The 25,846-nt window shown below is 40.7% G+C and carries 21 protein-coding genes and 1 pseudogene; 5 read left to right on the forward strand and 17 right to left on the reverse strand.

Annotated features, from left to right (window positions below; genetic code table 11):
* Positions 1-62 precede the first annotated feature (62 nt).
* Entirely contained in the window at positions 63-896 is an 834-nt protein-coding gene (locus tag HXT41_RS04090) for a carbohydrate ABC transporter permease (protein ID WP_004104804.1), read from the reverse strand.
* The gene (locus HXT41_RS04095; protein WP_004118392.1) at positions 893-1,744 is read right to left on the reverse strand and encodes a carbohydrate ABC transporter permease; all 852 of its coding nucleotides are present in this window, start codon (positions 1,742-1,744) and stop codon (positions 893-895) included. The genes HXT41_RS04090 and HXT41_RS04095 overlap by 4 nt, the downstream gene beginning before the upstream one ends.
* Positions 1,745-2,046: 302 nt before the next feature.
* Between HXT41_RS04095 and HXT41_RS04100 the strand changes: the two genes are divergently transcribed.
* Entirely contained in the window at positions 2,047-3,060 is a 1,014-nt protein-coding gene (locus HXT41_RS04100) for a LacI family DNA-binding transcriptional regulator (RefSeq protein WP_012914534.1), read from the forward strand.
* 146 nt (positions 3,061-3,206) lie between these two features.
* On the opposite strand, the gene HXT41_RS04105 is transcribed toward HXT41_RS04100, so the two are convergent.
* From HXT41_RS04105 to HXT41_RS04115, 3 genes are all read right to left on the reverse strand, one after another.
* Positions 3,207-4,550: an ABC transporter substrate-binding protein gene (locus tag HXT41_RS04105; RefSeq protein WP_012914535.1), complete on the reverse strand. Its 1,344-nt coding sequence runs from the start codon at positions 4,548-4,550 to the stop codon at positions 3,207-3,209.
* A gap of 272 nt (positions 4,551-4,822) precedes the next feature.
* Positions 4,823-6,238 (reverse strand): ABC transporter substrate-binding protein, encoded by a 1,416-nt coding sequence (locus tag HXT41_RS04110; RefSeq protein ID WP_116995000.1) that lies wholly within the window; start codon positions 6,236-6,238, stop codon positions 4,823-4,825.
* A gap of 186 nt (positions 6,239-6,424) precedes the next feature.
* Entirely contained in the window at positions 6,425-7,135 is a 711-nt protein-coding gene (locus HXT41_RS04115) for a histidine phosphatase family protein (RefSeq protein ID WP_012914537.1), read from the reverse strand.
* 169 nt (positions 7,136-7,304) lie between these two features.
* Between HXT41_RS04115 and HXT41_RS04120 the strand changes: the two genes are divergently transcribed.
* Both HXT41_RS04120 and HXT41_RS04125 read left to right on the forward strand, forming a co-directional pair.
* Entirely contained in the window at positions 7,305-7,760 is a 456-nt protein-coding gene (locus HXT41_RS04120; RefSeq protein WP_012914538.1) for a DUF4235 domain-containing protein, read from the forward strand.
* Between the two features lie 66 nt (positions 7,761-7,826).
* Positions 7,827-8,609: a nitroreductase family protein gene (locus tag HXT41_RS04125; protein ID WP_410310278.1), complete on the forward strand. Its 783-nt coding sequence runs from the start codon at positions 7,827-7,829 to the stop codon at positions 8,607-8,609.
* Between the two features lie 35 nt (positions 8,610-8,644).
* On the opposite strand, the gene HXT41_RS04130 is transcribed toward HXT41_RS04125, so the two are convergent.
* Together HXT41_RS04130 and HXT41_RS04135 are read right to left on the reverse strand one after the other, a co-directional pair.
* A complete protein-coding gene (locus HXT41_RS04130) occupies positions 8,645-8,902 on the reverse strand; it encodes a hypothetical protein (RefSeq protein WP_076003106.1) in 258 nt (85 codons plus the stop codon).
* 48 nt (positions 8,903-8,950) lie between these two features.
* Entirely contained in the window at positions 8,951-10,987 is a 2,037-nt protein-coding gene (locus HXT41_RS04135; RefSeq protein ID WP_033888413.1) for a cation:proton antiporter, read from the reverse strand.
* A gap of 312 nt (positions 10,988-11,299) precedes the next feature.
* Here HXT41_RS04135 and HXT41_RS04140 point away from each other — a divergent pair, with 312 nt between their 5' ends.
* Positions 11,300-12,826 carry an aminotransferase class I/II-fold pyridoxal phosphate-dependent enzyme gene (locus HXT41_RS04140; RefSeq protein ID WP_116995001.1) on the forward strand — a complete coding sequence of 509 codons (1,527 nt, stop codon included), beginning with the start codon at positions 11,300-11,302 and terminating at the stop codon, positions 12,824-12,826.
* Positions 12,827-12,939: 113 nt separating this feature from the next.
* Here HXT41_RS04140 and HXT41_RS04145 read toward each other — a convergent pair whose 3' ends face one another.
* From HXT41_RS04145 to HXT41_RS04170, 6 genes and pseudogenes are all read right to left on the reverse strand, one after another.
* Positions 12,940-14,001 (reverse strand): LacI family DNA-binding transcriptional regulator, encoded by a 1,062-nt coding sequence (locus HXT41_RS04145; protein WP_004108190.1) that lies wholly within the window; start codon positions 13,999-14,001, stop codon positions 12,940-12,942.
* 29 nt (positions 14,002-14,030) lie between these two features.
* Positions 14,031-15,410, reverse strand: a complete 1,380-nt coding sequence (locus HXT41_RS04150) for a glycoside hydrolase family 13 protein (RefSeq protein ID WP_004108193.1) — start codon at positions 15,408-15,410, stop codon at positions 14,031-14,033.
* A 32-nt stretch (positions 15,411-15,442) separates the two neighbouring features.
* Positions 15,443-16,264, reverse strand: a complete 822-nt coding sequence (locus HXT41_RS04155; protein WP_004108195.1) for a carbohydrate ABC transporter permease — start codon at positions 16,262-16,264, stop codon at positions 15,443-15,445.
* Entirely contained in the window at positions 16,264-17,169 is a 906-nt protein-coding gene (locus HXT41_RS04160; RefSeq protein ID WP_012914542.1) for a carbohydrate ABC transporter permease, read from the reverse strand. Before HXT41_RS04160 ends, HXT41_RS04155 begins: the two co-directional genes overlap by 1 nt.
* Before the next feature lie 84 nt (positions 17,170-17,253).
* Entirely contained in the window at positions 17,254-18,525 is a 1,272-nt protein-coding gene (locus tag HXT41_RS04165; RefSeq protein WP_033888414.1) for an ABC transporter substrate-binding protein, read from the reverse strand.
* A 937-nt stretch (positions 18,526-19,462) separates the two neighbouring features.
* Positions 19,463-20,596: pseudogene (locus HXT41_RS04170) on the reverse strand (alpha-amylase family glycosyl hydrolase); the annotation flags it as partial.
* A gap of 302 nt (positions 20,597-20,898) precedes the next feature.
* Between HXT41_RS04170 and HXT41_RS04175 the strand changes: the two are divergent.
* Entirely contained in the window at positions 20,899-22,161 is a 1,263-nt protein-coding gene (locus HXT41_RS04175; RefSeq protein WP_410310277.1) for an MFS transporter, read from the forward strand.
* Positions 22,162-22,205: 44 nt separating this feature from the next.
* On the opposite strand, the gene HXT41_RS04180 is transcribed toward HXT41_RS04175, so the two are convergent.
* Genes HXT41_RS04180 through HXT41_RS04195 form a run of 4 tightly spaced genes read right to left on the reverse strand, consistent with a single transcriptional unit; the run spans position 22,206 to position 25,562 of the window.
* A complete protein-coding gene (locus HXT41_RS04180; RefSeq protein WP_102703483.1) occupies positions 22,206-22,730 on the reverse strand; it encodes a hypothetical protein in 525 nt (174 codons plus the stop codon).
* Positions 22,731-22,757: 27 nt separating this feature from the next.
* Positions 22,758-23,969 (reverse strand): ABC transporter permease, encoded by a 1,212-nt coding sequence (locus tag HXT41_RS04185; protein ID WP_103014047.1) that lies wholly within the window; start codon positions 23,967-23,969, stop codon positions 22,758-22,760.
* A complete protein-coding gene (locus HXT41_RS04190; protein ID WP_102703485.1) occupies positions 23,953-24,663 on the reverse strand; it encodes an ABC transporter ATP-binding protein in 711 nt (236 codons plus the stop codon). The genes HXT41_RS04185 and HXT41_RS04190 overlap by 17 nt, the downstream gene beginning before the upstream one ends.
* Positions 24,660-25,562 (reverse strand): efflux RND transporter periplasmic adaptor subunit, encoded by a 903-nt coding sequence (locus HXT41_RS04195; protein ID WP_102703486.1) that lies wholly within the window; start codon positions 25,560-25,562, stop codon positions 24,660-24,662. Before HXT41_RS04195 ends, HXT41_RS04190 begins: the two co-directional genes overlap by 4 nt.
* Positions 25,563-25,846 lie beyond the last annotated feature (284 nt).

A 25,846-nucleotide genomic window follows, 5' to 3' on the forward strand; every position in this document is an offset into this window, starting at 1 on the left:
AACGTAATAGTATGCACACACCGCCGCTTTCACTGCCACTTGAATTTTGGAGGAGAATTAATTTATCCCTTTACTGCACCAGACATAACACCTTTAATAATGTACTTCTGGCAGATGAGGTAGAAGATTATGATTGGAACAATTGCCATAACCAAGCAGCCCATCATTGCGCCCATCTCGACAGATCCATAGCCGCCCTTCAAATACTGAACAGCTATAGAAATAGTCTTATACTTGTTGAGATCGAGCGTCAAGAATGGAAGCAGGAAGTCATTCCAAATCCACATTGCCTGCAAGATTGAAACCGAAATAATAGCAGGTCGCATAATCGGCACAATAATCTGGAAGAATATACGTGGTACAGAAGCACCATCAATCATTGCAGACTCTTCGAGTTCTTGCGGAATACCCTTAATCACACCAGTGAAAATAAACACTGCAAGTCCTGCACCAAAGCCTAAGTAAATAATCCACAATCCCCATGGAGTATTCAACTTTAAAGTGTTCGTAATGTAAGCAAGGGTGTACATAACCATCTGGAACGGCACAATCATGTTAAACAGGAACAAAACGTATAGAAGTTTTGCTGCCCAATTGTTCACACGAACAATCCACCATGCACACATTGACGTGCACAGAAGAATGAGGATTACAGAACCAACAGTTACAACAATAGTCCAGAGGAAACTCATTGGAAAATCAGTACGATTTGAACCTAATACGTAGTTAGACATTCCAACAAACGATTTTGAACTAAAAGTAAAAGGATTGCTTGCAATATCAACCTTAGACTTGAAAGAATTCAGTACCACTAAAGCTATAGGGAAAATCCATAACAAGCTTATAAGAGTGAACAGCACAGTCCATAACGCAGGATGCTTTGTTTTCTCGTTCATGCCGCTACCTCCTTCGACCTAGTGAGCATATTCTGAACCATAGCAATAACAGCCACGACAATGAAGAACATGACTGCCTGAGCCTGACCAACGCCTTCACATCTTGGAGTAGTGAAAGTTCTATAAATATTGAGAGCTAACATCTCTGTTTTCCTTGACGGACCACCGTTAGTTAATGCGAAGTTCTGATCGAAAAGCTTGAAGCCGTTGGTAATTGTTAAGAATGTGCAAACAGTAATAGAAGGCATCATCAATGGAATAGTAATCTTGAATAAAGTCTGCCTTGGGCTTGCACCATCGACAGCAGCTGCTTCCATAACATCTCCTGGAAGAGCCTGCATTCCTGCGATATAAATAATCATCATATAGCCAATTTGCTGCCAGCAAACAACAATCACAAGGCCCCAGAAACCGAATACTTCAGAGAACGTAATCGTACGATTGAAGTAGCCGAGTATACCATTTAACAAGAGCTGCCAAATATAGCTTAAAACGATACCGCCAATAAGATTTGGCATAAAGAACACGGCTCTGAATATCGTCGTGCCCTTGAACTTCTTAGTAAGCATGTACGCAATTGCAAAAGCAATAACATTAATAATTATTGTTGTAATAACTGCAAAAAGCGTTGTGAACAAAAACGAATAAACAAGATGCGGATCTTTTAAAGCTCTATAGTAGTTACGAAAACCCACAAACTTACCATCAGTCACAGTAGTGAATTTTCTAAAGCTCAAGTACACACCCATAATAAATGGCACTAAGAAGCCAACAACAAACGCAGCAAACGTTGGCAGCGCAAATAACCACCACCATTTACGTATTGCTTTTCCGCTCATACTAATCATGACTCGTCACTTTCTCCTCCTTGAGCGCGACATCCACGTAGACATCGCTGTCCCGAACCAATAACTTCATTCTACTACATGAATTAGCTATGTCAAACGTTGTCATTTTCGATATGTCACTTCAAACAAATATCAGAATTTAGTTTTAAAAAAATTGCTTATTATCGTTGGCATTCCAGCAAAATTTGCTAAAATAGAAATGTCTGCAAACGTTTGTTTGTTTCGAACTATAAAAGTTCGCACTAAACAATTAAACACAAGGCTGTGCTACACGTTTGTTATACGCGAATAAAGGAGTTCACATGTCGGCAAATATTCAAGATGTAGCGAATAAAGCTCATGTGTCAGTTTCTACTGTGTCGCGTTCATTTACACGACCAAACTTAGTATCTGCATCCACTCGCAATAAAGTATTGGCCATTGCTGAACAATTGAATTTTTCTATTTCGAAATCTGCAGCAGCACTAAAATCTGGTAAAACCTTGCGCATCGCTTTATTGATTAGCGATCAAATTCGTCTATGGTTTTCTGCATCTATTATTCAAGGATTGAATCAAGTATTCCACACAGCTGGATACGATTTGTCAATTTTTCAGATTTCCAGCAGCAAAGAGCGTAGCGAATTTTTCACAATGCTCCCAACTAGACGTAATGCTGACGCCGTTGTTGTGTGCTCCTTTGACGTAAATACCGACGAAATCGCACAACTTAAATCAACAGGTGTACCAATTGTTGGCATAAACTGCTTATATCCACAAAAATGCGATTTTGACGCGACTATCAATATTGACGATGACCAAGGTGCAAGACTTATGGCACGCCACTTAATCGGTTTAGGGCATCGCAATATTGCATATGTGCGCACAACTCGTGACGTTTCACTACATTTCAGCGTATTGCAGCGTTACCATTCTTTTATTGATGAATGCCAAAATAGCGGGATCACACCTACAGAAATTGTGGCACCTGCTAATTCTGATCGCATAAGCGCCATAGTTTCTATGCTTCTTGGAAGTTCAATTATGCCAACAGCAATTGCATGCCAAGAAGATGGTATTGCAATACCGCTTATGTTTCAGCTTGCACGCAGCGGGTATTCTACTCCAAAAGATGTGTCAATTATTGGTTTTGACGATAGTTTTTACGCGCATGAAACTGGCTTAACTACTATTAGACAGGATCCAGTTGATATTGCTTCTACTGCGGCAAATATCACGCTTGCGCTTATAAACGCAGAGGAAGTTGAAGATCCATATCGCATTGTTCCAGCGCAACTTATTGTGCGTTCAAGCACAGCTGCATTATTAAAAGAGTAGACCTTTTATAGTTTTCTAGAAAATATCGAAATAACAAAATCCGCTAGGACTTAGCACTATAATGTGCCAGTATCCTAGCGGATTTGCTTACGTCACCTTTGCTTGCTTACGTCAGCAGGTATAACGTCTGTTTGTTTATTAATGGATCAGTTGTCATCTTCATGAGCCTGAGAATATTCCTTAGCCCAACCATCCACGAATGCTGTCTTGACCTTATCCCACTTGCCGGTGCCCTGAGCGTACTCAAGCAAAGCGGAGCCAAGGTCGTTCTTCCAGTTATCAGATGGCATTACGGTGAAGTTCCAGCTTACTGGAGTCTTACCAGACTTAGCATCTTCAACGGCTGCTTGAGTCAATGGGTTGTCAGACTTGATATCTGCGAAGCTCTTGAATGGAGTAGTGAAGCCCATCTTCTTAGACAAAGCATCCTTACCAGCATCGGAAGTAAGCAACCACTTCAAGAAGTCCTTAGTTGCCTTCTTGTTAGCATCAGATGTCTTCTCATTTATGCACCAATAGTTCTCAGAACCAGTTGCCAAGCCTTGCTTTTCTTCGCCCTTAGCACCAATATAAATTGGAAGCATACCAAGGTCTTCAGCCTTCATACCAGCCTTGGAGAGGTCACCCCAAGCCCAAGTACCATTCTGGTAGAACACAGCTTTACCCTGGGAGAACTCAGCATTAGCATCTTCACCAGTCTTGGAACCAATCTTTGTTGCTGGTGTAGTGGAATCAGTAATGTAAAGATCGAAAATCTTCTTATAACCGTCAAGGAAGCTACCCTTTACCTTTGCAGGCTGCTTGGTAACATGATCTTCCTTGAACTCATAGTACAAAGGAAGATTTGCAAGGTGGGTCTTAAAACGCCAATCAGAGCTGGAATCAAAACCAGCAGAAGTAAAGGCGCCTTCAACGCCAAGATCTGACTTGTGCTTTTGAATATCATCTGCAACAGCCTTCAACTTATCGAAGGAGTTGATTTCTTCAGCAGACTTTACCTTAGCATCCTTAAGCTCGGTGTACTTCTTAAGCAAAGCCTTGTTGTAAATCAAGCCGTAGGTTTCCATTGCATATGGAATACCAACAACCTTATCTCCATCCTTCAAAGCAATATCCTTGTTCTGAAGTTGGCTATAAAGCTCAGTATCCTTCAAATCAGCAGTGTAATCCTTCCAGCTTGCGTAACCAACTGGACCGTTGATCTGGAAGAGTGTAGGAGCTTCATTACCCTTGCTGATTTCACTCTTCAAAGACTGCTCATAAGTTCCGGAAGCAGCAGTTTGAACCTTAACCTCAACACCTGTTTTCTTGGTGTATGCCTTAGCTACTTCCTTCCACTGATCTGCAGCTTCTGGCTTAAAGTTCAAGAAGTAAACCTTACCTTTAGCAGAGCTGTCACTTGAGGAGGATCCGCAAGCTGCAAGCGCGCCAAAAGCCATTGCCGAGCAAGCTACCAGTGCAATTGTTGATTTAATTGTACGATTCATCATCGAACCTTTCTCCTATGCCGACAATCCCGTCATTGGACTGCCACACCTCTAGGTGTCCTTATCGACAATATTTATTATGCCTCAACTGCTGCAATATTGCAAACGATAGCATAAGTAAATTGACGCGTGTCATTATAAAAACACCACCCACTAATATATTCGATAAAATTAGCACGTATTTTTGGCAATAATTAAAGGGATTGCACAACAATTTAGCAAACGATTGTGCAACCCCTTGAGGATTATAGTTCAAAACAAATTATTTAATTAAACTAACTCTGCCCATGAGCAATCTTATATTCCTTAGCCCAGCCGTCAACAAACGCGGATTTAAGAGTAGCCCATGCCTTATTAGCGCCAATAGAAGTCATACCGTCTTTTGTTGCTTGAGCGTATGTAAGCAAATCAGAGCCAACATCGTCTTTCCAACCGTTAGATGGCATAGTAACAAACACCCACTTAACAGGCAATTTGCCAGGCTTAGCAGTGTAATCAACAGCAGCCTGAACTAGAGGATTTTCTGCTTTAGGGAAACCTTTGAAAGGAGCAGCAAAGCCCATTTTATTAGCTAAAGCATCCTTACCATAATTTGTAGTAAGTAACCAATTAAGGAAGACATTAGTTGCTTCCTGATTCCGCCTTGAAGCCTTTTTATTAATGCACCAATAATTTTCCGAACCGGTAGCCATGCCTTGTTTCTCTTCGCCCTTAGCACCAATATAAATTGGTAGCATGCCAACATCGTCAGGCTTTATGCCAGCTTTTGAAAGATCACCCCAAGCCCAAGTACCATTCTGGTAGAACACAGCTTTACCAAGAGCAAACTCATAAACAGCATCCTCGCCAGTTTTAGTACTTAACTGGCTTACAGGAGTTGTGGAATCAGAAATATAAAGGTCAAAAATCTTCCTGAAATTATCAACATAGTCGTAATTAATTGACTGAGGCTGACCATTAACGTTATTCTTAACGAATTGATAATACAAAGGCATATTTGCAAGATGCGTCTTAAAACGCCAGTCGGAGCTTAAATCAAAACCTGCGGACGCAAAAGCACCGTCAATACCAAGCTCATCCTTGCGCTTTTGCAAATCGTCTGCAACAGCCTTCAACGCAGCGAAATTAGTTATTTGATCTTCAAAAGATTTGCCGTTTTCTTCTGGCTGCAACTTTGCATCTTTAAGATCCACATACCTAGCAAGCAAAGCCTTGTTGTAAATCAAGCCGTAATTTTCAGTAACATATGGCACAGCAACCGGCTTACCGTTATCCATAAAAGCAAGATTTTTATTGCTAAGTTGCGTATAAAGAGGGGAATTAGTTAAATCAGCAGTGTAATCCTTCCAGTTAGCGTAGCCAACAGGACCGTTAATCTGGAATAACGTAGGCATGCTATCTGGATTATCTTTATATTTCTCAACTTCGGTTTTAAGTCTCTTTTCATACTGACCGCCAGTTGGCGTAACTATGCTTACTGTAACACCAGTCTGTTTTGTGTATTCTTTAGCAACTTCTTCCCACATAGCAGTAGCTTCAGGCTTCAAGTTGAAGAAAATAACCTTCCCATTAGCAGACCTATCGGCATTTGCGCCAAAAGACTGAGAAAAACCAAAAGCAGTAAACGCACAAGCCGCCAAAACAGCGCAAACCACTAGCGCAATAATCGACTTAACCGAACGACTCATCATCGAACCTTTCCATATACTGCTAATCTCTTACGAACTAACTAATTACTGCTATTGAATACTATTTAAATCACAGTAGTGAGCTAATATTACAGCAAACGCAAGACTCAAATATATAAATATCTTTGCAAAAAATTTGCGCAAATCGCACTAAAATATATGGAAATATCTGAAATTTTAAACCGTATTTCAACAATTCCAATGCACAATTACATTGTCGCCTTTATACGTGCCCAACACAGAATAATGCGCGGTATCCATACGAAGAAGTCGCGCAAAATCTGGGTTTACTCCAAGCCAGCGCGCAGTAAGAATACGCAACACATGAGCATGTGCAACAACAAGCACGTCCTTACCTAATTTCAATTTAGGCATTGCCATATCAATAATCTTTTGAGTACGATCCGAAACCTCTTGCAAGCTTTCTCCAGAAGTCCTGTGCACATCCACTGTCTCTCCACTAGGAAGCACTTCTTTAGCATCACTAACCATGTGAGAAGGAAGAACTTTAGGACCATGTTTCCACACATCCCACGCCTCAACTCCACTTAGTTTAGAAATATCAGCGCGCGTGCGACCCTCAGCAGCACCATAATCCCACTCCAGCGCGCTATCACAAATTGTATACGAAGCAAATCCAGCAAACTGAGCTGTTTGCTGCGCGCGACGAAGCGGGCTTACAAGCACACAATCCTCATCAAAACCTTTTGTGAACACACACTGCAATCTAGCACCAGCCTCTTTTGCTTGCTCAACACCAACTTCAGTAAGAGGCAAATCCGTGCGCCCAGTATGCTGACCAGACACACTCCAAGCGGTTTGACCGTGACGAAGTAACACCAAGCAACCCTGCTTCGAGCATTCTTTCTGAGAGGATTCTTTAGTGCCGTTATTTTGCATAGTCTTCACATTCCTCACCAGCGCCATGTACACACATCGCACTGGACGCCTAGCAGCACGATTGCTTTACGTAAGCATTTCTTAACTTGCAGCCACTTTGCCGCAAATCAAGATTACTGTTCCATGGTACCGCCAAAATTGGTATTTCGTTACCACTAACATAGAAAATATGACGCAATTATCATCGGCTAATACTAAAACTCAACGAAACCATCGTGCGACTCAAGCTACCGTACAACGACTGAATGCAGCGAATCGTAAGATTGATGCGCTTCGCGAGCGCCGATTAAAAAATCCAAATACTTTAGGAGATTCGTTGCTTAAAGCCGCACTTCCGTCTTTTGCAACGTTTATAGCTGGACAGATTGCGCACTTAATATGGGAAAAACATGTTGATACTAGAAAAATCAATTTAAACTCTAATAATCGTCCTAACAATCTTTCTAAAGAAAAAATCACACAAAAGCAACGTGTTAAGCAAGAAGAACCATTGCTAATGTCTCTTGGATTTGCAGTATTTTCTGCGATTCTTACTACGATTGTTGGTCGCTTAGTAAGTCACGGAACCTTGTCTTATGTTGCGCGGAGGCAAAGAAAGCGACAGTTTCGAAAAAATAAATTCTAATTTTGAACAAATGAAACTAAATGCAGAAATAATCGAAGAATAAGGAAAGTAAGGAATAAGAATAACGTGCAAAACTTACGTCACAACGAAACTATTGATACTCTACTGAACCGCCGATCTATTCGCGCTTTTTGCAACGAAGCAATTGACGAAGATACAGTCGCGACTCTTGAAACCGTGGCTCAACGCGCTGCTTGCAGCCAGTTTTTGAACGACTGGTCAGCGATTAAAATTACGAATAGCTCAATTAAGCAGAAGCTTTCCGAAATTGGCAATCAAACATATATTGCTACAGCTCCGCTGTTGTACGTTTTTATTATTGACCAGCACAGAAACGCTGCAATTGCACAAAAAAATGGCATCGATACAGGCAGCGACGAATTTATGCTTAAAACTCGTTACCGCTTTACTCAAGCTCAAAACGACGTCATTTTGGCACTTCACACCATGGAAACTGCCGCGGAATCTTTGGGTCTTGGTTGCGTAATCCTCGGTTCAATTTTGAACAGTAGAACTCAGCTTATTGATATTTTGAATTTGCCTGAATACACGTATCCCGTGCTCGGCTTGGCAATTGGTAAGCCTGCACAAAATCCGGAATTAAAGCCGCGCATGAGTACTAGCATGCAGATTTTTGAAAACACTTACCCTGCTGACGATGCTGAATTACTAGAGAATCTTGCCGATTTCGACAATCGCGTGCATCAATATTACGATTTGCGAAATACTAGCAGACCGGTTGACGCTTTCAGCGCGCAAAGTCTTGCTATAGCAGCAGACGATATTGCCAAAAAACACGAAGCAGAAGATGTTGAGCAGGTTGCAAGGCAAGGTTTTAATGTTGCATAAGATTTAACACCGTTTTAATTTAGTGCCGTTTTAACTTAACGCCGTCTTGGCTTGTACCCGCGCTTTCTAGATTTAGGCTTCGTGCTTGCGGATGGCGAGCGCATATCGGAATACATGCGATTTACCGGGTTTTTATGCGTCAAATGCCAGCAACCACAATATTCACAAGCATAAACCCATAACTGTGTTCCACGCTCTCGCAAACTTTGCTCCGCTGCCATAAGAGCCTGCCCTTTATTCTTGTACATGATTTTTTGGGTAGATTCGCAGCGCCTCGGAGTAAAGAAATACATAGCTTTTATGGTAGCAAACCGCTTAACAGTTTATGATACGTCCAATAATTACATATCCACGTTAGCATCAACGTTCATAACGTACACGTTATTGCGCAATTGCCGCTCTTGCATTCGCGTAATATCCCCATCTTCGTACATGTCATGAATTATACGTAACTCTATTGCGTAACTTTCACGCTTTACTTCTTCAATATTTTCGATTAAACGCACGCTCAAGCTCACATTAGGTCTAGAACGCAACAATCGTTCAACACTCCTGTACTCGCGCAAAAGTGCAGAACAGTACTCAGCTGCGTATTCCTGATTGCTCATGACATTATATAGTCGTTCAATAACGTGCTGAATAACTTCAATATGCAACTGACGAATATGCACAAAAATAACGTCTTCTTGTAAGAGTGGAGCTGTTCTGCGAATCATATTACTTACTCGCATTATGACTGTTCCAATACGACGCTGTAATGCTCTTAACCTTCCGCGAACATGCCACATGAGGGTTCCCAACTGCCTATCAGTGTGAATGTGACGTAAAGAATTCATAATTTGATCCAACAGACGCTCACAAGCTTCAACCTCCAGCAATTCCTGTTTCGATAAAGAACAAGCTTGCTTCAGCTTACGCAAACGCTGCTTAATATAATCTTTTTCCCAGTTAAGAGTTTCAATGCGCAAATCCAAATATTCTTTGGAGTCTCTATGCCCAATATTTTGCTTTAAACGTTCAATTCGTTCGGTATAAGAGTCAACAACAGACAATACTGCACGACGATTTTCGTTAGTAATACTAGAGGTTAATTCTTCAACCGTACGTCTAAGCACTTCAATGGCAATAGGAGTAACTTCCTCAAGTTCAGTATCGTTCTTTTTGGGAGAAATCATGGGTAACAAGAAGTTCGCCATAAGTAGCGTAACCACGATCACTACTCCCGATATAAAAATAAGTTCATTCCTAAGTGGAAACTTCACCGGTAATGTGAACATTAACGCTAAAGTTAAGGTTCCTTTTGCTCCACCTAAAGTCATAATTACAGCAGATTTTAATCCGCCTGTTAATTGGAATTGAGAAGATCTTGCGATGCGAACCATGGTGACCATCCATAAGAACCTCATGCCAACAACCGCAAGCAACGTTACAGCAATAATAGCCACAAGCAACAGGTTATTAACACCATAATCATTCCAACTTGAACTTACAACTTTTGGCAAAGCAATGCCAAGAAGAACAAAAACTGCACCATTCAGCCCAAACGAAAGAACACTCCACACGCTATTGGCAACAATATTAGTGCGCGAAACATTCGGACCTACTCCAGAACGATCAAATCTTGCTAGTAATCCTGCGGTAACTAACGCTAGCATTCCAGAAGCGCCAACACCTTCAGCACCCATGTAGAGCAGGAACGGCAAAAATAGTTCCATTAATATTCTTGTTTTTGTAGTTTCCCAGCCTAAAGATCTAATCTTTTCAAAAAGCCAGTTTGCAGCTAATCCTACAAATACGCCAATTGCAATTCCACCAAAGAATTTTGATGCAAAACTGCTTAGTGCTGGCGTGATATCGAAAACACCAGACGCAGCAACAAGAACTGCAAACTGGAAGCCTACGATTCCGGACGCATCATTAAACAGTGATTCACCCTGTAGTACGCTAAATTGTTTGTCAGTAAGCGATACTTCATGACTTAACGCACTTACTGCCACAGCGTCAGTCGGTCCCAAAGCTGCCCCTAACACAGCTGCAGCGGCAATCGGTATAAATGACCATATTGCAGGTAAAAGCACAGCAACTGCGACCATAGTTGCCAGTACTAAACCAACAGCAAGAGTTGCTGAGTATTTAAATGAAGACAATAACGCTAACTTATTTATCTCACGCGATTCAAAATAAATTAAAGGCGCAACAATTACGATCATAAAAAGCTCTGGATCGAGAGTAACGTTTGGGAAGAAAGGCAGTTCTGAAGCTATAACACCCATGGTTATCTGCACAAGCGGCACTGAAACTCTCGGTATAAAACGTTCCAAGAATGATGACAGCACTACAACCGCCATGATGTACAGAATTAGCTCAAAAACTGGCATACTATTATAACTTCCTCTGTTTATTTACCTTATTTTTCAGCTTATCGAAACATGGCAACTAATATAAAATCTATTGAAATGCAAAATAATTTAAAAATAAAGAGGAACTTGTTCAAAAGTTCAATATAAATTCAAAATAATTTATACCATTTGCAAAAATTCAAAATAAATTCAATTTTTACTTTGCAAAATACAAATTTGCGCGTAAAATCATCACTAAAAATATAAATAGTTCAATTTAATACTTATATTTTGAACTTTGCTATAAACTTGTTCAATTTATAAATGCCGATTTTACAAGAAAGACAGATTATGGCACAGAATTTTGATGATGAGCTTAAAAAAGCTATGAAGCGTAAGGGGTACAAGCAGATTGACGTAATCGAGCTTGCAGCAAAAAACGGTCATAAACTTGGCAAAAGCCAGTTAAGCCAGTATTTAAGCGGCAAAACCGAGCCTCGCAAAGACGTACGTAACATGCTAGCTGAAATTCTTGGAATCAGCGGCGACGGAATCAAAGGCGGTCATTCTTGTGCAAAAATCGAGCAAAACTGCCAGTCTGCAGAAGAACCACAATTAAATCAGCCACAGCTTACAGAAGCTGAACTTTCCCAAACACTTAAACATAGAACCTTCAACAAATCAACCAAACTCGAGCACGTGCTTTATGACGTTCGCGGCCCAGTTGTTGAAGAAGCAAACCGCATGGAAGCGAACGGAACGCATATTCTAAAGCTCAACATTGGAAATCCTGCGCCTTTCGGATTCCGCGCTCCAGACGAAGTGATTTACGACATGCAACAGCAGCTTATTGACTGCGAAGGCTACTCGGATAGTCGTGGACTTTTCTCCGCTCGCAAGGCGATTATGCAATACGATCAGCTTAAGGGCATTCCAGGCGTGCAAATGGAAGATATTTACACTGGAAACGGAGTTTCCGAGCTGATTAATCTTTCTATGCAAGCGCTGCTTGATTGCGGCGACGAGATTCTTATCCCAAGCCCGGACTATCCTCTGTGGACTGCGTGCGCGAGCCTGGCCGGCGGCACTCCTGTGCACTACATGTGTGACGAAAAGTCGCATTGGCACCCAGATATTGCCGATATTCGCTCTAAAATCACGCCTCGCACTAAAGCAATCGTGATTATTAACCCAAATAATCCTACGGGTGTGCTGTATAGTCGCGAAGTTTTGGAAGAGATTGTTAAGATTGCGCGCGAGTTTAATTTGATTATTTTTGCAGACGAGATTTACGACCGTCTTGTTATGGATGGCAAGAAGCATATTTCGATTGCTTCTCTTGCTCCAGACATATTCTGCGTAACTTTCAGCGGACTTTCTAAGTCGCATATGATTGCTGGCTTCCGTATTGGTTGGATGAGTCTTTCGGGAGATAAATCCAAGGCTCGCGACTACATTATGGGTCTTAATATGCTGTCTAATATGCGCTTGTGCTCGAACGTTCCTGCGCAGTCGATTATTCAGACTGCTTTGGGCGGATACCAGAGCGTTGAAAAGTATTTGGAGCCAGGCGGACGCGTGTATGAGCAGCGCGAGTATTGCTATAACGCGCTTCAAGAGATGGATGGCGTAAGCGTTGAGCGGCCAGACGCTGCTTTCTACATGTTTGTAAAGCTTGATCCAAGTCGATACAACATTCACGACGATGAACAGTTTGCTCTTGATTTGCTACGCGATCAGAAGTTGCTGATTGTGCACGGCAAAGGCTTTAATTGGCAGACTCCAGGCTACTTCCGCGTAGTCTACTTGCCGCGCTTGCAAACGCTTCGCGACGCAATGAGCAAACTCTCTAACTTCCTCTCCTACTATCGCCAGTAGAAAAAATAATTTTATATAAACAAAAAAATTATGCATATAGTGCCACGCTAAAAAACTTAACGTGGCACTATATTTTTCATAGGAGGAAGGAATCAAAGTATTTACTACGCAGCCTATTCTCTTATAGATGCTGCTGGGCCAATTGACTCACGCAGCAGCACAGTAATAGGTAGACATACGTGACGGGATGATGCTCGTTCATACCCAGCATTCAAAGTCTCTACTATATATTCAGCAGCTAAACGTCCTTTAGTTGTAACAGGCTGTTTAACTGTTGTCAACGGTGGATTACTACATGCAGACTCATCTAGATCATCAAAACCTGTAACAGAAATATCACGTGGGATTTGCAAACCAAACTGTCTAGCAGCATCCATTACTCCAAACGCAATAACATCACTAAAGCAGATGAACGCAGTTGGGAATGCAGAATTATTTTGTTTAGTTATTTGTGCAAAAGCTTCTTTTCCTCCAGCACGAGTGCATGGCACTTCAATAACATTTTTCTTATCGACCAGTGGGGCTATTCCATTCTCTTCTAAAGCAGAAATCACACCATCAATACGGCGACGAATTGTTCCATGCCAAGAAAGATACCCATCATCATTGCCTGATTCTGGAGAAATCACCACAAAATTGCGATGGCCCAATGAAATAAGATGCTCAGTTAATTCCTTCATAGCGCGCGTCTCATCAATATTGATACTTGGAGCCTGACTATGCACCTCACTGTCAACAATAACAAATGGCTTTCCTTGCTGCATAAGAGCTTCAACTTCACCACGATCTTCTTCTAAACCAGTTACTATAAAACCGTCAACTGCAGCATAAGGAATTGCTTTTAACATAGAATTACGAAGTGGAGGCACTAAAAGAAGCGTCAGTCCCTCTCGCTCACAGATTTGCCCAATACCTTGAATAAATTCCGAATAGTATGGATTTTCTAGCACTCGCCCTAATTGCTGTGGTAGTAACAATCCCAAACTATTTGTCTTTTGAGTTCGCAGCATATAAGCAACAGGATTACGCACATATCCTAGTTCCTTTGCAACTGAAAATATGTGTTCTACAGTTTCTGATGATAAGCGATCAGGAGTATTATACGCAAAGGAGACAGCAGATTTAGAGACACGCGCTGCATCAGCAATATCCTGCATTGTAATTTTCTTTCCCATGTCTCACACTTCTTACTTCTACATTATTTTTACTGTTGAGCTTGCAATACAATCATAGAATTATCTTTATTGGGGCGCCAACTATTTCCAACAGTTACACCATTTATAATTCGCCAATTATGATTTTGCAATTGTTGAGGTAGCTTCGATGAATTATATTCTACCAAATTATTACGTGAAATAATCATCAAAAGAGATTCTTCCTTATGCTCTCGAGAAATAATGACAGTATCTTCGTCAACAGCGTAACAACTTTGCGTGCCTCTTCGCAACGCAATATGATCACGCCGCAATGCATTTAATTGAACAATTGTACGGAATATTTCAGCATTTGCATCAAGACTATCCCACTGCATACCAGAACGACACCCTGGATCATTATCGCCAACCATACCAAGCTCATCACCGTAATAAATCATTGGAGCACCTTCGCAGGCAAACATGCAATAGTACGCGGTTATGCAATCCTCAGTATTATTTTGATGCGCAGTTAAAACACGCTCAGTATCGTGGCTACCCAACAAATTCATCATTCCATGGTGATATCCATACGGTATGCGCTCCTGCAAACGGTTAATACCGTTAACAAAATCGTATGCATTGAATCGCTTTGTCGCGGTAAAACCTAAAACTAAATCACGCAGAGTATAATTCATTGTGCTATCAGTAGTGTCTCCTTGCAACCATTGAGCAGGGTCTCTCCACTCTTCAGCTATCAAACATAATTCCGAATTTTTTGCTTTAACAACTTGCCTAAAGTCCTGCCAAAATTCTGGATAAATAAAATATGGAACGTCAAGACGATAACCATCGATACCTTGATCGATCCAATATCTTGCAACATTAAAATGATGCTCACGCACCTTTGGATTAAACACATTCCACTTCGGTAGATATTCACAACCAGAACAGGTTTTATAATTAGGCACAGGCAATGACTTAACTGGGAAGTTTTTCACTGAAAAATAATTCACATATTCTGAATTCTCTTCATTTTTAACAACATCTTGAAACATCCAATGAGTTTTACCACAATGATTTAAAACTGCATCTAGTACTATACGTATATTCCGCTTATGCGCTTCATCTACCAATGTATGAAAATCTTCAAGCGTTCCTAAAAGTGGATCGATTTTGAAATAATCGTTTGCATCATAACGATGATTTGTTGCAGCAGAAAAAATTGGATTCAAATAGAGCGCGTTGCAACCTAAATCATGAATATAATCAAGTTTTTCTGTAATTCCAGCAATATTACCGCCTAAGAAATTCTCACGCGTAGGCTCAGCATCCCATGGATCAAGCGGCACATGACCTTCAGTTAGCATACCGTAGCCTTCACAACGATGGAAACGATCAGGAAAAATCTGATAAAATCTTGCATCAGGCAACCACTGTGGTATAGACATAATAAACCCCATCCTTAATATTTCTACAATTTCTAATCTTTCATACCCGTATTTGCAATTCCTCTAACGAGCGCACGTTGGAAGAAAAGGAACACAATGATACTTGGTATTGTTGCAGTCAAAGTTCCTGCCATCAAATAATTCCAAGAGGTTCCATAACGCCCTACGAAGGATGCTAAACCAATCTGGATTGTACGAGTTTCATCCGTATTCGTAACCAATAACGGCCAAAGGAAATCATTCCACGCAAAGAGAAAACTGAAAATACCAAGCGTCGCAAACGCTGGATATGACAATGGAACAATCAGTTTGAAGAATATTCCAAACCTGCCACAACCGTCAATGCGCGCTGCCTCATCAAGCTCTCGAGGAATTGTTGCAAAATATTGGCGAAGTAAAATAATGCCAAACACATCTGCAAGTCTAGGAACAACCAAAGCATACAGCGTATCAACCCACCCCAAATTAGCGACTATCTCATAGGACGGAATAACAATCACAAAATTAGGAATCATCAATGCAGAAAGCAGCAGAATGAATATTGTTTTCTTCAAAGGAAATTCTAAGCGCGCAAAAGCGTAGGCAGCAAAGGCATCAAATATTAAATGTCCTACAACAATTCCTACTGTCATCAATAGCGTATTCCAGTAATATTGTGCAAACGGCGCAGCTTGCCAAGCGTGAATATAGTTTTCCCAATGCCATGATGTGGGAAAAATTGAAGTATTCGTGTATGTTTCAGCACGCATTTGCAAAGAAGTAGTGAACATCCACAAAAATGGAATGATTACTGTTGCTGAACCTAAAATCAGAATCGCATGACGCGCCAAACGCGACCATAATGATGATTTCATTATTCTTCTCCTTGTGCTCCAGAAACTTTCCATTGAACCATCGTCACGCCTAGCACTAGCGCAAGTGTAATAAACGCTATTGCTGTTCCATAGCCAAAATCACCAAGCTTGAACGCATCCCGATACATCATCATGCCAAGCACTTCCGTGCCTCCGCGAGGCCCACCACCCGTGAGCATGTATGCAAGGTCGAAGGATTGGAAGCTCGTCACCAATGCCTGAACTACTACAAAAAACGTCATTGGAGACAGCAATGGGAAAGTAATCTTCCATAATTTTTGCCACCCAGTAGCTCCATCTAATGCAGCCGCTTCATACACACTTTTTGGCAATGCTTGTAACGCAGTTAAATACAAAATAGCGTTAAAACCAATATTTTTCCACACGGTCAAAAGAATTAATGCAATAAGCGCAAGCCAGCGATTTTGTAACCAATCTGGTCCGTGTATATTGAATTTCATCAACACACTGTTCACGAATCCAGAAGGATCGAGCATATATTTCCACACAATGGCTGCAGCCACAGAAGATGTAACCACTGGAAGGAAGTAAATACTACGATAAATACTCCTACCTCGTATAGGTGCATCAAGCAAAAGCGCGAGCAACAATCCAGTCAGCACACTTAATACACATACACCAGCAGCATAAATAATTGTTACCATTAAGCTGTTGAAAAACTCAGGATCTTGGAAAAGACGAGCATAGTTTTCCAAGCCAATAAATTTCTTTTCTGGAGAGAATCCATCCCACGATGTTAGTGAAATATATACAGCAGACAACACAGGGTACAGCACGAAACCACCAATAATAAGCACTGCTGGCAACAAGAATACCGCAGCACAAATTACCTGATCTTTCTGGTAGTGCCTGTGCGCAGACTTGAGAAAATGACGTTTTTTCATTACATACTCCTTGATGCAAAGAACTCCGATAGCTGAGCCAACTTTATTTCATTCGACCCAGCTATCGGCACAGTATTTATGCAATCAGCCTTTGGCAATCACGTCGTTTACTGCCTTTTCAGCATTCGCAAGCGCTTCGTCAACACTCTGCTCTCCAGCGAAAGCCTTCTCCACAGCCTTTGCAAATTCGAAGGAAATCTTTGGATACAATGGCGTATTTGGACGTGTATGAGCAATCTCCATTTGTTCCACAAACGGAATTAAACGAGGCTGTTCCTTCTTAACCCAATCCAAATACTTATCAGACTTTGCAACACTCTTCGTTACAGGAAGCATGCCAGTCTTTTGCGACCACTTGATCACCTGTTCTGGCTGCAAGAACCAATTCAAGAACTCGCCAGCAGCCTTGGCACGAGCGTCAGAATTGTGGAAGACGATTGCTTGTTCACCACCGAGATTGGTTGCCTCCTTACCATCCTTTGGATGAGGGGCTTTTGCTACACCGAAATCAAATGGTGGATCTGGCGCCCAGATGCCAACCATCCAGCTACCTTCCTGAGCAGAACCACCCTTGCCCTTTTCAAATTCGCCCCACTTAGCATATGGGCTCACGCCGCTCTTGATGAGATCCATCCAGAAGTTCATAGCCTTCTTGCCTTCTGGCGTATTGAATGCAGCCTTAGAATTATCCTTCGTCAAGAATTCGCCGCCAGCTTGCCACAAGTTGACCTGGAAGTTCCAAGTTAAACCTTCGCCGTTATCTCCTGCTTGAGTAAGCAAATCATACCCTGGCTTGCCCGTCTTTTCCTTGATTGTCTTGGCAACTTTCTTCAACTCATCCCATGTTTGCGGTGGCTTGTTAGGATCTAACCCAGCTTCTTTATAAACATCCTTGTTGTACATGTACGCAAGATTATTGGCAGTCACTGGCACAGAAACTTGTTTGCCGTCAATATGACCATAGTCAATCAATGCAGGAGTCACATCATCGAGCGTTTTCGAGCTGATAACCTTAGAAAGATCAGTCAAATTGCCCATTTTTGCAATCTGTGGCACCCATACCAAATCACTTATAGAAATATCTGGCAAGCTCTTCGACGAAGCCGATGCACGAAGCTTCGTCATAAAATCAGAATTCGGGACGCTCGCAGTCTTAATCTTAATATTTTTATGCGAAGCATTAAAATCCTTCACCATTGCATCAAAGGTATCGGCGTTAGCGCCATCCCAATAATGCCAAATGGTAAGCGATGTTGCACCATTAGCGTCGGACGATTTCGTACTACCGCACGCACTTACGCTAACAATCATTGCAGCAGCACCAATCAGTGCACATATTTTTGTAAGTTTCTTCATTGTAACCTTCTTTTTATATTCATACGTTAACTTGCACTCATTTTGCATTTAGAAAATGGATGACGAACGATTCTCTAAAGCATCAGAAAACAAACTAATAATTTTTTTATTCTTTGTTGTATGACTACATAACAAGCAAACAGTTTTTTAATTGCCACAAACACTGGCTCATATAAATCTACATGTCATGTTCATACAGACACCAAAATCAAAAATGCATGCTTGTTTCTACCTCCTCCCCTCCAACTCCGAAGGCATTATCTTTAGACACCCACTGTTTGTCATCAAGCAATGCCTTAAATTGGAACTTTTTACCTTTAGGTATTCTTTCCATTTCAAATTCCCATATGTCGTTACCCAAATAATGACATGCACGACCATAATTCCAAGAAAGTGGATAAGTATCTCCTCTTACAGTTAGCGAATGACCTAAAGGAACATTCGCATGAACCATAATCTTCGTAAGATTCCGACGAACTGGGTGATACTCAGAAGTAGACGTCTCTGCGGCAAAAATAGCGACATCATGCGAAGATAACAGCACCTTAATCTGTTTACCGGTTACCCCTCCTGGCACAACAGTTGCTTTACGATTCGTATTCATCATATCTGTCAAAACAGTTCCTACAGAGATATGACTTTCTGCTCTAAGAGGTATAGTAACCATCTTTTCACCCCAAGTATTATGAGCAACTGTAATAACCTCATCGCTATTATCCTTGGCCATACGAGAGAAAGCATACACATCTTTGGCAGACCACATCTCAAGTTGACGACCTGTCCTCAATGAAGTGTGCTTACGACGAATCTCTGTTAATCGTTTAATATGCTGGTATAACGGAGATTTAGTGTTAAACGATTTCATATCTTTACGATTATCCTTATTTGCAATAGGGACTTCTGAACCATTGCCATTACCGTCATCAGCCTGTTCAGTGCCATAATAAATAATCGGCAAACCACGGGTAGTCATCATAAACGACAAGGCAGAACGTAAACGTTGATAATCATCATTTGCCCAAGTCAAAAACCTTGCTCTGTCATGATTATCAATAAATGTCTCTAATTGGTTTGGATTCCTATATTTCGTATCCTGCGAAAATAGCTTCCCTAAGTCACGCATATCCGTGTCTGCTGAAAAAGTTCTACGCACAGTGAAGAAATAAGGAAAATCTAATGCACCCCATTCGTAGTTTTGGTAATCAGCAACATAATCAACATCACCAACAAATATTTCTCCAAATGATGGAACCCCAACTTCTTTCTCAAATTTCTTTAACCAAGGTTTCGGGATAGAACGAGCAGCATCTACTCTCATTCCATCAAAGCCCATATCAATCCAATCTTTATATGTCTTAATAAGATATTTAGAGACTTGCGGATTAGACTGATCAAGATCATCTAAACCACCAAGATCACATTGCTCTATATCAGACTGCGATTCAGTATTATCGAATTTACAATCACCAAAATGATGATAAAATGCTGGATTATTCAAAAACCCTTCTGGATGATATGCCCCATTATATTTACGAGCATAAGCATCAAGATAGTCTGACGTGTGATTTGGCACAACATCGAGAATCATCTTTAATCCACGATTATGAGCTTCATTAATAAGCCTTTGCAAATCAGCTCTACTACCAAAATGTTTATTTGGTGTTGCAAAATCTTTAGTGAAATAACCATGATAGCTTGCTTCTTTACCGTCTTTTGACAACGGTTCTTGTTCAGACACAGGAGAAATCCAAATTGCAGTAACACCCAACCCTGCTATATAGTCCAAATGATTAGTTAGACCTTTCCAGTCGCCACCATGATAAAAACCTAAATCATTAGGGTTATATTCACCATGACCAAAATCATTGTTGGATGAATCACCATCCGCAAATCTATCAACTAAGACTTGATAAATAACATCACCTTCTTCCAATGGTCGCACACTATGAGCAGTGTTCGCAAAAGCAGAAGTAGGTGAATTAAAAAGTAACATTAAACTAATAAAAAATGAAACTATAAAAAATAAAAACCTACGCATAAATGCGCTAAACTTCATCGCTCGAGAGTTCATTTCAGTCTCCTTTGAACCGTAATGTTAAACTCTTGTAAATCAATTTACTACATTGTTAAACAAACGTCAATCCCTTAAAATAATTACATGTTATCTACTTACTACGCTTGCAAACACTTCGTGACGCAATGGGCAAACTCTCTAACTTCCTCTCCTACTATCGCCAGTAGCCGCAGCCCCTGCCTATAAACAGCAATAAAACACTAATTTCACTCGCAGTCCAGAAAAAGGTGTATATCAATAGGCATATATCATTCAGAATATGAAAGACATTCATAACATGAAAGAAAAAAGAGAAGGAAATGAACGCTGCGGCACGAATTCGCACAACTCTTATTATTGCCGTTTTATCGCTTAATGCTTTTCTTTTAACAAGCTGTAGATTTGGCGTGAGTCTATATCTTTTAATGCATGTCGACTTATCTCACGCAGCGCTTAACGCAGTGTCCGTAGCACTTATGACCTGCGTAGCGGCACCGCTTGGCGGAATTATTGCAGATAAATATCCACCAACTAGATTGTTTATAGCACTAACGTTTTGTTTTGCCTTGTTGTGTACTGGATACGGTTTCGCTTTAGTAGCACAGCATAATCTTATTGCTATTACGGTTACACTACTCGGCATAATATTCGGGTTCTTTACCGCATTTTCTTCGCCTAATCAAAAAGTATTGATGGCGTATAGTGCACCAACTGGCGAAAAAACCAAGTTTTTGGCAAGCATGCGTATGTGGATTAATCTCAGCAGGCTTGCTGCACCTGCGATTACTGGCATATTTGTTGATATATGTAATCCGCTCATTTTCTTTACGAGCATTGCTATTGTGATGATATTAGCGGCGCTACCTCTACTGTTAGTTAATCTAAACCAGCAAGCACAAAATAGCGCAAACAATACGAAAACAGGAAGCAATAAAACTGCTGGTTTTGCAGCCTCTCTACACTATATGAAATCTACACCATGGTTAATAGTCTTAGGAGCAGTATCAGCATTACAATCTGGATCATGGCTTGCTGCATTTAGACTAATGGGAGCACACCATTGTCTCACGCTTTTTCATTCGGCATCCACATGGGGATCAATAGTCAGCATATTTAACATTGGCATGATTGTAGGTTCAGTATTATGCAAATATATTGTGCTACATTATGAGATTTTATACTCCATTTTATTACCTGGATTCCTTTCTATTCCTTTACTTATTTTCGCACTTAATAATTGGATTGCTCTTTTTCTTTGCTCTGCTTTCATTGCAGGTATTATTTTTGACGCCACTATTGTCTATGGGCAAACAGCTCTTCTCGACGGCATACCAACACGCATTCTCGGCGCAACTACTACTTTTACTTCTATTATGGAGCAATGCGGCATTATCGTAGGGTATGCAAGCGTACTAGCATGGGGAAATCTAAATTCATCATTATTCATAATGATTGCTTCTGGCGTAATACTTATTTCAACAGGTATAGCCTTATGGATTATTCAAGCTCGTAAACAAACATACCCATCAATGCTTACCAAAGATTATTGGACACCATCAACATGGGTAAAAAGAAGCATATAACAAGCCATTTAGCGCGACAGCGCAACAAAGCTATACAAATGCAATTACATCACAGGACAATTAGTTTGCACATCCTGTTGGAATCCTGATGGATCTCCAAGTTTTGCTTTACGCATGTGCTCTTTGAAAAAGTTTCGCGTTGCATCATCACAACGATCTGGACCCATAAACGGCATGCTAGGCACTTTTTCAAGCTCATGCAAAGCTTTACTTGCCGCTTGTTCATCACTAGCATACGTGTCTAGCCATTGCCGCTCCCAAGCACACTGATAATAATTAGATGCTTGCGTATCGCCATATCCACTCTGGAACTGACTGTCTTTTTCTTCTCCAACCAAGTTTGCAGGAGCTTTATATTTTTCAGGCCAACTAAGCTTTGCCACAGATTCCTGATATTCCTTCTCTATATGAGCAAAATCAACAATCTCTCTAGGCGAACTATTTTGCGAGCGCGCGCCACCCATACCACTCGCATTATTGTTGTCTACTCCTCCACAAGCATTGAACATAAGAAGCGCACTAAGCACACCAACAATAAGAGTTGCTTTACCAATAGTATGATTATTCATTATTCCTTCTTTCTTATTTTTTGAAAATTAACGCAATGCTAATGCTGGTTGTAAACGCGATGCTTTTATTGCCGGCACCACACTTCCAGCAAGTGCTGTGATAAAAGCCGCAATAACAGCTCCAATAGCGGCTTCATATGGGTAAACTGGCGGACTAACTGGGCTTGATGCATCCCAAAAACTTGATGCTATAGACACAAGACCAAAAGAAACAGCGACGGCAGCAATCGAGACTATTAGTGCTAAAATAATCGCACTGCCTAACACGAGTGAAGCAATCGACCATCTAGTAGCACCCAAAGCTCTGCGTATAAGAAGTTCATGTGTGCGCTGCTCCAACGATGCTAAACCAATATTGATTAAACCTAGCGCGGAAACAAAAAGCAATAATGCTGCTACGATAGCAAAACTTAATTGCAATACTGTTATCACATTCTCGTAATCATCACTATTATCATGTCTTCTAATTTCGTTTACTTGCCCACCACAACAGTCATAAAGAGCATCTGAAACATAAGATTTAATTGATTTTTGAGAACGATTTTCTTTATTTAACCAGTAGATTGAGCCGTGAGTTTCTTTTTCAGAATATTCCCAAAGAGTTGGAGCGTAACGTAACAAGCCTAGAATATTCACGTATGCTTTTGCTGAGTCTACGCCATCGTTCACAACTCCAACAATCCTTATAGGACTCATTTGTGTTGTTTTGCGAGAAGTAATAAATGCTACTTCACCAATCTTGTATCTTTTGCTAGCAGATTGGTTTACTACCATTTCTAATGCGTTGCTTTTAGCGCTATTACTAAACCATCTTCCACTTACAATAGGTAAGTTATAAACTTTATTGTATCCTGACGTAGTGTAAACAGCATCAACATATTGAAGATTGCTAGTTTTATATTCTTCGCTTATTTTTACGCTCTTCAAAGCTGGCATAGAAGCGCTAAACAGTAGCCCAGTGTTTGGTTGTAGCATAACGTTAGCGTTACGATTTGCGGATTCAATGCGATTTAAGAATTTGTTAAATACTGAATATTCGTCAAAATTTTGTGCTGAAAAAGTAATCTCGTATGTTGGTCTACGACCGTTTAGCTGTTCGTTAGTTGCAATAAGATAGTCCTTACCAACCGTGCCAATAAGCACTGACGCAATAACGGCAATGATGCCGATAAACATTGAAAAACCTGTAAGGAAGGATCTCATAGGAGACAGGCGCAAATCTTTAAGCAGCATGATCATAAAGAACACCGCCTTCCATAGTAAAAATGTGAGAGCAAGAACGAGCCACTTTCATATCATGAGTGACTAATAGTAATGTTGTTCCAGATTCTTGAACACGATCATGCAACACTTGAAGCACTTTTTCTCCCGTGCTACTATCGAGCGCACCAGTTGGCTCATCGCAAATAAGTAATTCGGGATTAGTGACGAGAGCACGCGCTATCGCGACTCTCTGCTGTTCACCGCCTGATAGCCTTCCAGGGTATTCATTTAGTTTATCTTGCAATCCAACAGCACATAATGCTTCTTCTATCGTTTTCCTTCTTGTCTGCTTGCTTTGTTGTAGCCCTGCGTACAAAAGCGGCAACTCAACATTTTCTCTAATGCTTAAATGCTTAATAAGCGAATAGTTTTGAAAAACAAAACCAATATTTCTAGCGCGCATATGCGATACTGTAGCATCACTACACTTTTGGATTGATTTGCCAGAATAATAGTATTTTCCAGTAAAATTTTTATTCAAAAATCCAATAATAGAAATAAGACTTGTTTTGCCGGAGCCAGACCTGCCAACTACCGCGTATGTTTCACCTTGATTAAGTAACATAGAAGCAGAGTTGACAGTGGTAAGCCATTCGCCATTGCCTAGTTTTACACGCGCTGACACGTCTTGTAGTTCAACCAGTGGAACAGGATTGTTCTCCATAATCATTGCACTCCTGGAATGAGATCAGGAGAAACACCTGCTACAACATCACCCTCATGCAAACCAGACGTAATTTCAATATTAGCGCCGTCACTGATTCCAAGACCAACTTCTTTACGCTCCCAATTATCGCCTTTCTTGTATGAGACTAATCCTTTTTGGACTCTTCCAGCAACTGCACTAACAGGCAGAGTTAGAACCGATTGTTTATGCTTGCCATTAAAAACAAGCGTCGCATTTTGGCCTGATTCTACTTCTGTGCTTTTATCTATTAAACACGTTAAAACTTTTGACGATACACTAGGCGTACTTTGCGCACTCGACTCATCTGTTTGAGTTGAATCAGCATTATCATTCTTGCTACTACCCGAAGCTGCAACATCTGTAGAAGTTCCACCGCTTTGTACTATTTGCAAACAATTGGTTGGCCCAACACCATCTTCAACTTGGAAGCGACCTTTAACATCTGCAATATCCGCAGAACGAAGTAAAGCTTTTGCGTTAAGGCTTATTGAAAAACCTTCATATTTAAGAGTAAATAGCGGGAAAGATTTAGGCACGTCCGCAGATGATTCAGCCACTGACACAACTTTAGCGTCTACTGGAGCAATAACTTTGTTACCAGCATTGTAGCCTAAAATACTTCCAGCTTTTACAGCACTTCCTGCTTTTACCGATGGAGAAAAATTCCCTCTACTTACAGCAGTGATAACAAAGGTAGACGATTGTTCTATTGTTGCTTTACCCGACACAACTTGTGTTAAAGGCTGTTTTTTGACTGAAATAAGTGGAACTGAATCATGCGATGCCTGCTGTTGACTATCATCAACTGCTCTACCAGCGCATGCAGTAAGCAAACACGCTGGCAGAGCAGCTAACAAGAATACTTTCGTAAACTTACGCATAACACAAAGTTCCTTACTCTCCAAACTCGTAGACACATAGGATGCGTCGAAACAAGCCTCTCAAACTGATCCAAAATAAATAAAAGGCTCGGCAATGCTGCAATTAACGCTTTTATGATTACCACTTCATTTAGAATTTCAGCTCTTGGTTAATAGCTTATAATCGCCGTAAAGAGTTTGCATCATACTAAATGATGATTTTATTTATGATTATTGGAGCTTGCGTAATACCAGAGAATGATTTATTTTGCATAGAGTTTATACACTACTGAGCAACTTGCTTG

The sequence above is a fragment of the Gardnerella sp. DNF01189 genome (assembly GCF_049244195.1).
Lineage (GTDB): Bacteria > Actinomycetota > Actinomycetes > Actinomycetales > Bifidobacteriaceae > Bifidobacterium > Bifidobacterium swidsinskii.